This window comes from Pseudoalteromonas sp. MEBiC 03607, from assembly GCF_004792295.1.
In the GTDB taxonomy this organism is placed as follows: domain Bacteria; phylum Pseudomonadota; class Gammaproteobacteria; order Enterobacterales; family Alteromonadaceae; genus Pseudoalteromonas; species Pseudoalteromonas lipolytica_C.
The window spans coordinates 35984-49918 of record NZ_SRRY01000001.1 but is presented as its reverse complement, the minus strand read 5'-3'; the positions used below and the strand labels follow the sequence as shown (position 1 = coordinate 49918).

The 13935-nt window shown below is 40.2% G+C and carries 8 protein-coding genes; all 8 read left to right on the top strand.

Annotated features, from left to right (window positions below):
- Window positions 1–275 precede the first annotated feature (275 nt).
- The 8 genes from E5N72_RS00170 to E5N72_RS00140 all read left to right on the top strand — a co-directional run bounded on the left by E5N72_RS00170 (window position 276) and on the right by E5N72_RS00140 (window position 13930).
- Complete coding sequence (locus E5N72_RS00170) at window positions 276–848, top strand: recombinase family protein (protein ID WP_135922721.1); 573 nt, start codon at window positions 276–278, stop codon at window positions 846–848.
- A 143-nt stretch (window positions 849–991) separates the two neighbouring features.
- The gene (locus E5N72_RS00165; RefSeq protein ID WP_135922720.1) at window positions 992–2536 is read left to right on the top strand and encodes a site-specific DNA-methyltransferase; all 1545 of its coding nucleotides are present in this window, start codon (window positions 992–994) and stop codon (window positions 2534–2536) included.
- A gap of 15 nt (window positions 2537–2551) precedes the next feature.
- Window positions 2552–5254 (top strand): DEAD/DEAH box helicase family protein, encoded by a 2703-nt coding sequence (locus tag E5N72_RS00160; protein WP_135922719.1) that lies wholly within the window; start codon window positions 2552–2554, stop codon window positions 5252–5254.
- Window positions 5255–5307: 53 nt separating this feature from the next.
- On the top strand, window positions 5308–7533 hold the full coding sequence (locus E5N72_RS00155) for a TrlF family AAA-like ATPase (RefSeq protein ID WP_346763505.1): 2226 nt from the start codon (window positions 5308–5310) through the stop codon (window positions 7531–7533).
- A 144-nt stretch (window positions 7534–7677) separates the two neighbouring features.
- Window positions 7678–8382 (top strand): AAA family ATPase, encoded by a 705-nt coding sequence (locus tag E5N72_RS20660; protein WP_346763504.1) that lies wholly within the window; start codon window positions 7678–7680, stop codon window positions 8380–8382.
- Window positions 8383–8489: 107 nt separating this feature from the next.
- Window positions 8490–9365, top strand: coding sequence for an HNH endonuclease signature motif containing protein (locus E5N72_RS00150; RefSeq protein ID WP_240704479.1), 876 nt, complete (start codon window positions 8490–8492; stop codon window positions 9363–9365).
- 499 nt (window positions 9366–9864) lie between these two features.
- On the top strand, window positions 9865–11853 hold the full coding sequence (locus E5N72_RS00145; protein ID WP_135922717.1) for a methyl-accepting chemotaxis protein: 1989 nt from the start codon (window positions 9865–9867) through the stop codon (window positions 11851–11853).
- Between the two features lie 364 nt (window positions 11854–12217).
- Window positions 12218–13930 carry an EAL domain-containing protein gene (locus E5N72_RS00140; RefSeq protein ID WP_168246700.1) on the top strand — a complete coding sequence of 571 codons (1713 nt, stop codon included), beginning with the start codon at window positions 12218–12220 and terminating at the stop codon, window positions 13928–13930.
- Window positions 13931–13935: the final 5 nt, after the last annotated feature.

Genomic DNA, 13935 nt, shown 5'->3' with positions numbered 1-13935 from the left:
AAGCCTTATTTCAATATTTATATCAGGATGAAGCCTTGATTCTAGTATAAAACCAAGTTTGTTTATTTGTTGCGATCAGAATCAAGACCTGATTTGAAGGTTTAGTTCTAAATAAACCTTACGTCTTGATATTCGCTTGTTGAATGTAAATTAAACGGTCGTTTAATTACCCACTACTCACCTCACAATATATGTATTAATTAGCTTGCCTAAGCGTAAAACAATCCGTAAAGTAATCAATGTAAAGTAAACCTACCTTTGATTTTAGGATTATGATGAAAATCGGCTATGCAAGAGTTAGCACGGACGAACAATCAGAAAGCGCTCAGCTTGATGCTTTAAAAGCGGCGGGCTGTGAGCGTATATATAAAGAAAAATGCAGTGGTAGATCAAAGCAACGACCAGAGCTCGAACGTATGATAGATACATTGCGAGCTGAAGATGTTGTAGTCGTGCAGCGGCTAGATAGGCTTGGTCGCAGCTTAAAGGACTTAATTGAGTTACTTGATGGCTTTAAATCTGAGCAAGTTCAGTTTATCAGCCTCAATGAAAACATAGACACAACAACGGCTGTTGGTGAGCTAGCGTTTCATATGATCGGTTCAATTGCTCAATTTGAGCGTAGATTAATATCAGAAAGAACCAAAGCAGGTCTTGAAGCAGCAAGAGCTAGGGGTCGTAAAGGTGGTAGAAAGCAAAAGTTAACACCTGCTGATATTAAGAAAGCACAGGCTATGTTGTTAGATCCAAATATGACAAAAGCTGAAGTAGCCAAACATTTTGGTGTTAGCCGGCCTACGTTAAACAAAGGCCTCGAAGGTAATTGTTTAGAAGTTAGAAAACAGTAATCAAAGTTTAATTTTTCTAACTACCTACCGAGAATTTGAAGAAGCGTCCAAATAAGTTTCGACAATGATTTAAACAAATTGAAACCCTATAAGCCAATGGAAACTAGCAGGCGTATAGGTAGATGATATTTAAGGAATTATAAATGCCTATTTTGAATTGGCTGAATAAAGACGACGCTATAACAACGTCTAAAAAATGCACTTACAGGCTCTTGGAAGAAGTTCCTGAGCTCTCCTATGGTGATGCCGACAATGAGAACCTACTGATTCAAGGTGATAACCTTGAAGCGCTTAAAGCTTTAATCCCTCATTATGCAGGCAAAGTGAAATGCATATTCATTGATCCTCCATATAACACTAGGTCCGCATTTAAGCACTATGATGACAATTTAGAGCATAGTCAGTGGTTATGCTTGTTGTACCCAAGGCTAGAACTGCTCAGAGATTTACTAGCTGAAGACGGTAGTATATGGATAACCATAGATGATAATGAATGTCATTACCTGAAAGTTATACTAGATGAGATTTTTGGTCGGAAAAACTTCGTGACTTCATTTATCTGGAGAAAGGTAGATAGCCCTAACGATAACAAAGTAACTATAACTCCCGATCACGAGTATGTACTTTGTTACGCAAAAAATGAGAGCAAACTTGAGCTAGGCCGAAAGTCAGATATTAGTCTTATCGACTCTTATAGAAAACCTGATGAACATTCAGATCGTCCCTACAGAGATCGACTACTCAAAAAAAATGGAAAAAGTAGCCTTAGAACAGATAGACCATCAATGTTTTTCGGAATTTCTGATCCTGATGGAAATACTGTTTATCCCATCCATGATGATGGTAGAGAGGCGTGTTGGGCAATGGGGAAGAAGGGAGTTGATGCTCTTGTCGATAATGATGAACTTATATGGAAAAAACGTGGTTCAAAATGGGTACCTTACACAAGAGAGTATGCGCCAGAAAACCCCACTAGACCGTGGCCTACCATATGGAGCGATCTACATACAACTCGACAGACAAAATCTCATTTAAACTCCCTGCTTGGAGCAGATAAGGCCTTTGATACGCCAAAACCCGAAAACTTAATTGCAAGAATAATAGAAATATCAACAAAGAAGGATGATCTAGTGCTGGATTCCTTCGCTGGTACTGGTTCAACAGCTGCGGCAGCCCAAAAACTCGGCAGAAGATGGATTACCGTCGAAATTGGAGAACATAGCTGTTCGATAATCACTCCTCGATTAAAGAAAGTCATTAATGGAGAAGATCCTGGTGGGGTATCTGAACTAGCCAATTGGCAAGGTGGTGGCGGATTCCATTTCTACAAATTAGGTGAAGCCGTATTCGACGAATATGGTTGCCTCAATACCGATATTAAGTTTCCAACATTGGCATCACATATCTGGTATTTGGAAACTAAAACCCCACTCGGCAATAAAGCGAATACCCCACAGCTGGGTGTTCATAACGATACCGCATACTACTTGCTCTATAACGGTATCTTAGGTGATCGCCGACCAGCAGGTGGCAATGTACTAACAAGCAAAGTACTCAACAACTTACCAGACATTGACAAACATGAACGCATCGTGATTTACGGTGAATCGAGCCGTTTGGGTGAGGCTCGCTTGAAGCAAGCGAACATCACGTTCAAGCAGATCCCATACGACGTCGGCACTCTTTGATAAGGAACCCACAGAATGTTTAAGTTAAAAGGTTATCAACAACGTGCCGTTGATGTGATGCAATCTTTCTTGTCTCACTGCCTCAGTAGTGACAGTGTTGAAAATGCGTATAAGTTAGCCCTGGAAGAACAAGAACTTCCTTTACACGCTTACCGTGATTATGGTTTCGAGCAAGTCCCGTACTTTTGTATGCGTATTCCAACAGGCGGTGGTAAAACTGTTCTTGGCTCATATGCTATCGAAGTTGCTGCACGTCATTACCTAGAGACCGAAGCTCCTATTGCTCTATGGCTGGTCCCAAGCATCACGATTCGCGAACAAACAGTAGAAGCGTTGAAAACACCAGGTCACCCTTATCGTGAAAAGCTTGATGCAGCTTTTAATCGTCAAGTACTAGTGTTGGACATTGATGAAGTGACTCAAATACGTCCTCAAGACTTAGGTAGCAAGGCTATTGTAGTGGTATCGACTTTAGCTAACTTGAGAGTTTCCGACACCTCTGGACGCAAGGTTTACGCTTATCACGAAAACTTTGAGCCGCACTTTGCCAAGATTCCTGCAAACCACCCTTCCTTGCCGCTGCTGGAGACGGTTTCTGAGGTTGATGTACAAGAGAATGGTTTGAGTAGTCGTGAAATTGGCAATATCAAATTCTCTTTTGCCAACCTATTAGCGCTGTATAGACCAGTAGTGATAGTTGATGAAGCTCACAATGCGCGTACCAGTTTAACCTTTGATACGTTGCGACGTGTGCATCCTGCTGCGGTCATTGAGTTTACAGCTACACCAAACACCAGTAATGCAAACGGCAGTAATGTACTATTTCATGTGTCGGCAGCCGAGCTGAAAGCCGAAGAGATGATTAAATTGCCGATTGTTTTGACAGAGCATCAAAACTGGCAAGATGCTGTTCAGGATGCCGTTATTACTCGCAACAAGCTCCAGGCTGACGCTCAAAAAGATGAGGATTACATCCGTCCGATAGCTTTGTTCCAAGCTGAAAACAAGACGGGAGAGGTCACTGTTGAAATTCTTAAAGGTCACCTGATAAATCAACTCGGCATTGATGAAAATAAAATCGCTGTAGCAACAGGTAGTCAGCGAGAGCTGGATGGAATCAACCTGTTCGATCAAAGCTGCCCGATTGAGTACATTATTACAATTGAAGCGCTCAAAGAAGGTTGGGACTGTTCCTTTGCCTACGTATTCTGTTCAGTTAAGCAAGTCTCCTCTAGCAAAGATGCTGAACAGTTACTTGGTCGTGTACTTCGTATGCCGTATGCCAGCCGTCGAACCATTGAAGACTTAAATCGTGCTTATGCACACCTTGCAACGTCGAAGTTCGCTAAAGCAGCTCAAGAGCTGACAGATAAGCTTATCGCTATGGGCTTTGAGGAAATGGAGATCGCAGCATTTCTGCGTGAGCAAGCTCCATCTGGTGGTCAAGGGGAGCTATTTGGTAGCGAACAGGAGCAGACTCAAGCAAAATCGACACCGCCTCCTGCTATCGTTATAGAGGTTGAAGATTTACCAGACCTAACAGAGCTTTCAGATTCAGAGAAGAAACAGATCACGATGACTCGGGATGAGGGAAGTGGTACTGCTGTAATCAAAGTTACTGGCGAAGTTTCAGCAACCATACAGAAAGCTATCACTAAGCATGTAAAAGCGGGTAAGAATCGTAAAGCATTTGAACGTGATGTTCGAGTGCACAATCAAGCAATCGAAGTCACGAAAGCACCATCAGAACGTGGAGAGAAATTCGGCTCGCTTCCTTATCTGTGCATGATGGAACAAGGCGAGTTGGAGCTGGTTGAATCAGAAGTATTCCTCCACGCACATAGCTGGAATCTGCTCGACTACCCAGCAGAGTTGACCAATTTTGTAATGAACGAAACTAGCAATAGCTTTGCTATTGACATGGATGGTAAATCACTGACTTATAAAGTTGCAGAACAAAAGGAAGTAATCGCCTTTAACCAAGGCTTTATTGACGTTACAGAGCAAGATCTCGTGCGCTGGCTAGACAGAGAGTTGCGACAACCAGATGTACTACAGAACCAACTTATTGGCTTCTTGGGTCGTCTAGTCAAAAATTTGCTGCAAAAACCAAACTTGACCCTTACAGCTTTGGTTCGCAATAAGTTTCCATTAGCCCGTGCTATACGAGATCTTATCCGCTTGTACCGAAAGCAAGCTCAACGGAGTGGATATCAAGCGTGTCTGTTTGGAGCTGAGAGTACAGCATGTATATCCGATGAATTCATGTACCACTTCGATCCAAGCCATTATCCATCTCGTCCACCGTATTATTCCGGCCGATTTAAATTCGCCAAACATTACTTCCCGCAAAACCTTATCGAGGATTTGAAAGCTACGGGCGAGGAATACGAGTGTGCCAAAGCTATAGATGGCCTGCCTGAGGTGAAGCATTGGATTCGCAATCTGGTACGCAGAGATCAAGCTTCATTCTGGCTACCTCTAGCTCACAACAAATTTTACCCAGACTTTGTATGTGAACTTAATGATGGTCGGATGCTAGTTGTTGAGTATAAAGGCGAAGCATATGTAACTAACGACGACTCGGCTGAAAAGCGTGCTATCGGTGCTAAATGGGCAGAGCTGAGTAACGGAAAATGTCTGTTTATTATGGCTGTTGAACAAGATGGGCAAGGACGTGATGTTCGTCAACAAATCCAAGCGTTAATTTCCAAATAATAATGAGGGAGTAAGCTGTAAAGCCTACTCCTATAACAAACAAGGAATAGTAGATGGTTAAGAGTAAATACCCTCGTGGTTCTGAATGGCGTAAATGGGACTTACATATTCATACACCTGCATCCTTTCATTGGGATGGCCAAAAGTTTAATTCAGATCCAAATTCTCCTGACAACACTCGGCTTATCGATGAAATGATCCATGCCTTGAACGCAGCTGAACCTGCTGTATTTGCAATAATGGATTATTGGACTTTTGATGGCTGGTTTGCATTAAAAAGGCGCTTAGCACAATCTGGGGCCCCAAAACTTGAAAAGACGGTTTTCCCTGGAATTGAGTTGCGATTAGTTGCTCCAATGGATGGGCGATTAAATGCTCATGTTTTGTTCTCTAATGAAATAGATGATCAAGTTCTGCGTGATTTTCGAACAGCACTAAATGTTGCGCTTATCGATCGCCCTCTATCCGATTATTCATTAAAATGCTTAGCGCGCCATGTCGGTGAAGATTTACTTAGGCAAAAAGGTTTTAGCAAAGCAGATGTTGATAGTGTTGATGAGACTGCTTTAAAAGCTGGCTCAACAATCGCAGAAATATCTTGTGAAAGTTATAAGCAGGCAATACGAAATGTTCCGAACCAGATGGCTCTCGGTTTTATGCCATTCAACACAAACGATGGTTTAGCTGACGTCAAGTGGCAAGAGCATTATGCCTACGTTCTAGGTTTGTTTGACACATCACCGATTTTTGAAACTAGAACCCCCGATCTTTGGGCTGCTTTTGCTGCGGTAGAGACAGATACAAATAAAAAGTGGATTAGTGACTTCCAACGCGCATTAGGCAATGTACCAAGGCTTGCAGTTTCAGGCAGTGATGCTCATAGATTCACTGGTGAACCTGGAAATAATGATCGCCGAGGATATGGTGACTACCCGTCAGGAAAAGCGACTTGGATAAAAGCGAACCCAACATTTGAAGGGTTAAAGCAAGCGATAAAGGAACCGGCGAAGCGATCATTTATTGGATCAACTCCTCCAAAGAGACAGCTTTCAAGTGAAAACAGAAGTCGTTTCATCGACAAGTTAGAAGTCAGAAAATCTGACGGTGCACCACTTTCAGATACCTGGCTTGACCAAACTGAATTACACTTAAACCATGATTTAGTAGCAATCATTGGCAATAAGGGGAGTGGTAAAAGTGCATTAGCAGATATTGCTGCACTACTTGGCAACTCCAAGCAAAGCCGCCATTTCTCTTTCTTAAAGGAGAATCGATTCAGGGGGAAAACAGGCGAGCCTGCAAGCCACTTTAATGCAAAAATCACATGGGGTGATGAAGAAGAGCTAGAGAAAAATCTTAATGAAAATCCAGCAACTGAAAATGTTGAGCTTGTAAAGTATATCCCACAAGGGCATTTTGAAGAACTGTGTAACGCACACGTATCAGGCCAATCCGACGCTTTCGAGAAAGAGTTAAGATCTGTTATTTTCTCACATGCAGATGACTCTATACGTTTGGGAGCTCATGACTTTGATCAGCTTATTGAGCAGCAAGAAAGCTCACTTCGAAGTCAACTAGAAAGCTACCGCAGCCAACTACACAAGATAAATAAGCAGATGGCATTCGTTGAAAGTCAGATGACCGATGAAGCGCGAAAAACACTCGAAGAGTTATTAGCGCAGAAACAGCGGTTACTTGAAGAGCTGACAAAGGGTAAGCCTGAAGAGATTCCAGAGCCAACGAGTGAACTGACACCTGAACAACAGAAAGTATCTGAACAGCTTACAACGATTAGCCAAGAACTTGAAAAGTTACAGCAACAGCAAGACTTAAATCAACAAGAGATAACAAAACTGGCAGCAAAGAAAAAAGCATGTAAAAACATCAAAACAGGCTTTGATATTGTTAAGCGCGCAGTCAGTCAGTTTGCTTCTGAGTTTAGTTCTGATGCCAATATTCTAGGCTTAAACGTCGAGAGTTTAATCAATGTAGAAATTGATGAAAAAGCAATTTCAGATTTTGAAAGCGCCAGCAACACCCGAGATCATGAATTAAAAGAAAGTCAATTGGCACTTGATGCTCAGAAACTATCACTTACAGAGAAAAAGGCTCCATTAAGTGCACAGCTAAATGCACCACAGCAAGCATTTCAGCAATATAAAGAACAGCTTAAAGTTTGGGAAGAAAAGAAAACACTGCTGTTGGGAACTAAGGACGAACCCGATTCTCTTGAGGGTGTTAAACATAGAAAAGCTCAACTGGAACAGCTGCCAATTTAAAGACGAGAACTACATGACCAAAGACTAGGTTTAACTCGAAAAATATTCAAAGTTCTTGATGAGCAAAAGGCAAATCGCGAGGCACTCTTTGCTCCAGTACAGTCTCTCATCCAGAACAACGCCCTCATCCGTGATGAATATAAATTGCAATTTAGAGCTGAACTGACTAGTACAACAGACCAAGTTTCAAACAAATTATTTTCCATTGTAAAACAAGCTTCAGGAGAGTTTAGAGGTGAATCTGAAAGCCTGTCTGCAATGAAAGAACTAATGGATAGGTACGATCTTGATAACGAGGACTCTCTGATCAACTTTGTTCAAGAGTTGTACCAAAAGTTAGAGGATGCGTCTAAGAACCCAGTTGGCATTGCTTCACTGCTACGTAAAGAACGTACTGCAAATGAAGTCTACGATTTTATCTTTGGCCTAGATTACCTTGAGCCAAGATATACATTAATGTTCCAAGACGCACAAATTGGACAACTGTCACCGGGGCAAAGAGGTGCATTATTGTTGATTTTTTATCTTCTTGTGGATAAGGGCAATACCCCAATTATCTTAGATCAACCAGAAGAAAACTTGGACAATGAAACAATTGTCAGCTTACTTGTGCCAGTATTGACTGAAGCAAAACAAAAACGACAAATCATTATGGTTACACATAATCCAAACCTTGCGGTTGTCTGTGATGCAGAGCAGATAATCCACTGTGAGTTTGACCGAACAAACGGTCATAACATCACATATACACCCGGTGCTATTGAATGCAGCATCATCAACAATAAAGTGGTTGATGTACTAGAAGGCACGATGCCAGCTTTCGATAATCGCAGAATGAAGTACATGTAAATCTTACATGTCGATGTTTACTACAAAAACATACTGGGATATTTGAAAATATGTCAGTAAAGATGTTGGGAAATATAGGAGGTACATGGATGTCTAGGAAGAAGTTTATGGAATCGCATGGAGCCACGAATCGAAACGATCGCTATGGATGGGCTTTTGTAAATCATGCCGATAAAGTAGTTATTTTTGGTGCTTGGGATGTTCATACTGAACCTGACAGGGCGCTAATAATGTCCACGAATTGGGAGCGAAATGAGTTAGGGCGAAAGCAAAACGCTTATGGTGAAGCAATAGAGTATATTGGACTCGTTGAAAATGAAGGTTATTCATTAAAGACATTCCCTATGATATTGGGAGAGGAATATGACAAAAAAACAGGAACAACAAGAGCAAAGATAAAAGATTACATCGCGGTTGTCTCAGATATGTCTCTTGAGGTTATAAATGGAGATTATTACGCTGTTGGTAATCATGATGTTAGAGTTTCTAGAAAAGCGCCGTCGAACGTTGCTCAAGACGTAACTGACATATTCGACACAATAGTTGAGAAGACTGAGCGGGAAAGTATGGTTTTAGCTCGCATCGGTCAAGGTAAGTTTAGGCAAAATGTTATAGACGCTTGGGGTAACGGTGAAAGTTGTGCTCTTACCCTTACGAATATTCGTGAAATGCTGATCGCATCGCATATAGTTCCTTGGTCGAAATGCAACAGTAATGAACAGCGGCTTGATGGTGCAAACGGGATATTGTTATGTGCCCATATTGATAAACTTTTTGACGCGCACTTACTGACTTTTGTTAAACAAGGCTCAAAATTTATTTTGAAACTATCGTCTAAGATTGACCCATCCTTATTAAAAGGTCTGGGTATAGAGGCCGGTTATGAGTTATGTACCGACCGATTAACCAATCTACACCGAGAACGATTCGAAAATTATATGGCTGAGCATAATAGTCTTTTTATGCAAAAGGCTAATAGTTAGTTTAAATGGTTCGCTCTGTTAAAGGTGAATACTAAGTTTTTGTATAGTAAAACTGGTTTTGAGGCCAAATCATCGCTTTGCTACACAAAAATCAAAGTTATTGTTTATTAAAATTGGTTTTTAACTTGGTTTTAAGCTCCTGTTTTAGAGGGGTTTCACTCACTCACTCACTAGTTTGTGGTGCGTTTTTGCAATTTATTACCCTTTTAGACAAAGACAAAATTAGAAATGTATAAGAGAGCCGCTAAATAGCGGCTCTTTTTTTAACTAAAAATAATGTTGAAAAATAACTTAGAATGCATGCTGGCCGCACAAATTTACCCACTCATTTTGTTCTTTACTTTGCATTGAATCGTTTATCTTTTAATTGAGTCTGTGAAGCTAGGATTAGAGCTTACGTTCTTTTTTATGGCTGCAAGTATGCCTGGAGCAGAGTTATAAATACTGGCGATATCAATCGTATGGTCTAAGTTTAATAAAAAACTTTATTCCTACACCCATGAAAATACTTAGTAAGATAAGCTTTCAACAAGCGCTAGCAGCAGTGATTGCATTTGCTTTGGTTGTGATGCTTACAACATCTTATATTGTTATTGATGCGTCCCTGCAAAAAAAGCAGCTTGTGAGTCAAGATGCTGAATTTATCAGCGAAGTATTGATGATAGATAAAATAGCGCATGAAACGGCAGTCGAAAGGGGATTAACTGCTGGCTTTATTGGTTCAGGGTATCGCAAAAATGGTGACAAAGTTGCTAAGCAACGCTTGATTGTTGATAAAGTTTTTAACGAATTTTCTAATTATACTCAAACGAAAAAACACTCAATAGCCCTATTTACTGCAGTGTTAGAAAAGCACAAAAATATAAAAGCGTTAAGAGAAAATATCGATAGGCAGCAAGGAAAATCAGCGTTTGCCGTTTATTCTAATGCCAACCAGTTTATGTTGGATGTTGCTAACAGCCGGGTTTCACACATTAGACAATCCGAAGCAATCTCTTCAGGTTTAGCTATTATCAGAATGTCTTTGTTAAAGGAGAGGTTAGGCCAGATTAGAGGAAAGGTGAATGGTATTTTATCATTACAATCAATATCTAAAGATAGTCAGGTTCAAGTTGCTGGCTATTTTAATAATATTGAAGAAAGTTTGGCTATGCTCGCTTTAACACTCACCGCAAAAGAAGATAAAGTATGGCTATCAGAATTGACTAATTCACAAGCCTTTAAAGATATTAAGGCAATTATCGAAAACCTAAATCAAGAAAGTGGCAAGCTGGCTTTGTCTTACCCAGAACCTTCGGACTGGTTTAGTTTGTCAACGGACTTAATTGGCAAAATTCACAAGCGTATTACTGAAAAACAAAGCGCGTTAGAGTCGCTTATCGAGGAAAAGCACGTTGATGCTAAAATGGAGGCTGTGGTAACGGTAGGTCTTGCGATATTTTTTATTACTTTTTTTATCGCCTTCGGTTTATTTGTAATCAAGGCACTTGCTAAAAAAGTTAGAAAAGTACGAGATTTAATTGGAAAAATTGCTTCAAGCCATGATTTAACAGTGAGGATTGATGACCAATCGAGTGATGAAATAGGTGCAATTTCTAGAAGTGTTGATGAGTTGGTAGATACCCTCACTAAGTTGATACGGCAAGTGCAACAAGCAAACAGCAGTAGCGAATCCAGTGTTAAATCATTAATCACTTTTGCAACAGAACTCTCAGAGTTAGTTGAGAGTGTTAATTCAACCACATCGGTGCTTCAAGATAGCTTCGCGAGGCTATCTAACCAGATCGAGCAAATTGCACTGTCAGCAGATGAAAGCTCTAAAAATACAGCAAAGGCAAATGACTTATCGAATAATACAAAGCAAATAATTGGCACAAACAAAGTGAGCATTAACTCACTATCTACGCTGATTCAGCAGGCTCATCAGCAATCAGATTCTTTAAGTGCAAAAACGAACAGTATTCAATCAGTGCTTGATACAATTTCGAGTATTGCTGAACAAACTAATTTACTAGCCCTTAATGCTGCTATCGAAGCTGCTCGAGCGGGTGAACAAGGGCGTGGTTTTGCTGTTGTTGCAGACGAAGTGCGGGGTTTAGCAACGCGTAGCCAAGATTCAACATCAGAAATATCTTCAGTGCTTGATGACATAAAGCAGCAAGTGCAACAACTTCAGGCGTATATGGAAAATACCTCTGAATCAACGCAGAAGGTGAGTGAAAATAGTGAAAATGCGCTCAAGAATATCGATATTTTGACAACTAATATCACTGAGGTGAGCGGCCAAACAAACATGGTGTCATCAGCGATTGAATCACAAAATCAGTTAGCTGAAGAAGCGAGTAAGGCAAGCCAAAATATCACTGAAAATATGCAGGAAGTACAAACCGAATTGGCGCTATTATCTAAATTGATAAAAGATTTAGAACAAGCTCAATATAAGACATCAAATGCTATAAATGTATTTAGAGTAAATACATCTTCATGAGCCTGGTGTGCATCAGCTACGCTGTCATGATGGCGCTTATTTTTGCGGGTAATGCGCATCTACGAAGGCTAAATAATAATGCCTTTCATCATTACCAACAGTTATCTTGGGGTTGATTAAAGGTTACTGTAAAAGTTTGCGTATCTTTATTTAACTCTGTTGCAGAGATTCAGTTGCGACCTTTTGAATTGTTGATTACAAAATAATTCTCATTAACAGTAAATGCTAGGTTGTTAAATTTACGGAATTTTTGACAGCGTTGGTATTAGGATTCTTCTGAAATTACTTTTAATCAGCCTGTAGCCTTGTATTTATGGGGTTCTTGAACAACACTTTGTATATCTTTGGGCAACAAAATTGTGAAATGAAAAAAGACTTTGCTTCACAGATCAAGCGACCAGTGGTCATTTATGTGACGATTGTGCTTTTGCTTGTGGTTGTTTTTAACATTTTTCTTAATGATGTACTTCATGACAAGGTTCATCATACTGGCACTGAGCTGGCTAAAGAAGTATATGAATTAAACTTAGATCCTATCACCTCGCAAGACATCATCGCGTCTATTGTAAAAAGTCAGGGTTTTGTCTTGGATGTAGCTGATTTGCCGCAAAACTTTGCAAATTTTATTGATGTAGAGCAAGAAGTATTTAGTTATAAAACAGTCAGTTTACGATTGTTTCATTGGCCAGCTTGGTTACTAGAAAGCCACTTATTTATATTATTAAACCTTATTTTACTAGCAACAGGCTATTGGGCTGGGCGTTGGTGGCGAAGTATGGCTAAGTCTACGGCTATTAAAGAGCAACCTGTTATCAAACCGCAAGCACCAGCCGATGCACAAATTGAACCCCAATTTAAATCACAAAAGCTAGCATCGCCAAGGCCTTTACCGCGACAAGACCTCAATATTCTTTATGGGGTGCCAACAAGTTATAACCATTTATTTGCTTTGTTCTTTTGGAAAACACCTTTTCCATCGAACCTGGATGTTGATAACTACTTTAAATTAGTGATTGCGAAAGGTTTTGGTGAGTTGGTTAATCGCTCCGTTAAGTTGCTTCCTTCAGGTGGCATCGCGGTTACTTTAAATAACATCCCTGCAACTGAGCTTGATAAATACACCAAACGGCTTCATCAAGTTATTTACCAAGCGTGCTTAAACTATCGCAGTGATTTATCACGTGCTGATGTCAAGATCGGTGTTTGTAATTACCGAACAGGAGCAGACCAAGCTGTTGTATATCAGCTAACTAAATCAGCATTGGCTATGGCTAAACAAAGTGCATGGCAACATATTCATCGCTTGCCGTTCGGGCATACCCAATCAAGCATGTTAGCAGACAGTAAAGAGCACTTGTTTGAGTACATTAAAAACAAACATTTTATGTTGTTTTTTCAACCATTGTTCGATTTACAAACAGGTGAAATTTTACAGCATGAAGCGTTAATTCGCATTCGTCATAAAAATTTGGGGCTATTGGCAGCTCGGCATTTTATTCCCCACATGAGCAGTAAAAATGACGTGTTGTTTTTAGATAAAATCGTTATTACTCAAGTGAAGAGAATACTCTCTAACGAAGCTGGTGCAATCACAGTCAGTATAAACTTACATGCTATGAACTGGTTCAATGACAAGTTTTGGGTTTGGTTTAAAGAACATATGAGTGACTATGAGGGAATTAGTAAACTTCAATTTGAACTCAGTGAAGATGATTATCTACGCCAACATAAAAAATTAACCTCACAGTTTAAGTGTTTAGAGAAACTGTCAGCTGGTGTGGTAATTGATAACGTGAGAAGTGCAGAGCACTTAGCTACTTATGCGCAGCTTAATAATATACGCAGTATTAAACTGGCCTATGAGCTAATACATAATATAGATACAAATGCTCAACAGCAGAAGATCGTAAAACAGATTATCAATAAGGGCAGCGAATTAAGCTTTCCTGTTTATGCTGTGGGGGTCGAGACGCAAAATGAACTTGCGACCCTCAAAAACTTAGGGGTGGTTGCAGCTCAAGGCTTTTACTTTGCTGAGCCCTTACAAAAGTTAGCAGATATAACACCGCATAGCTAATACAG

Bases quoted from the DNA above. Each gene is read 5' to 3' on its own strand.
- E5N72_RS00160 (WP_135922719.1), top strand. From the start codon at position 2,552: ATGTTTAAGTTAAAAGGTTATCAACAACGTGCCGTTGATGTGATGCAA.
- E5N72_RS00165 (WP_135922720.1), top strand. From the start codon at position 992: ATGCCTATTTTGAATTGGCTGAATAAAGACGACGCTATAACAACGTCT.
- E5N72_RS00150 (WP_240704479.1), top strand. From the start codon at position 8,490: ATGGAATCGCATGGAGCCACGAATCGAAACGATCGCTATGGATGGGCT.
- E5N72_RS00145 (WP_135922717.1), top strand. From the start codon at position 9,865: ATGAAAATACTTAGTAAGATAAGCTTTCAACAAGCGCTAGCAGCAGTG.
- E5N72_RS00140 (WP_168246700.1), top strand. From the start codon at position 12,218: ATGAAAAAAGACTTTGCTTCACAGATCAAGCGACCAGTGGTCATTTAT.
- E5N72_RS00155 (WP_346763505.1), top strand. From the start codon at position 5,308: ATGGTTAAGAGTAAATACCCTCGTGGTTCTGAATGGCGTAAATGGGAC.
- E5N72_RS00170 (WP_135922721.1), top strand. From the start codon at position 276: ATGAAAATCGGCTATGCAAGAGTTAGCACGGACGAACAATCAGAAAGC.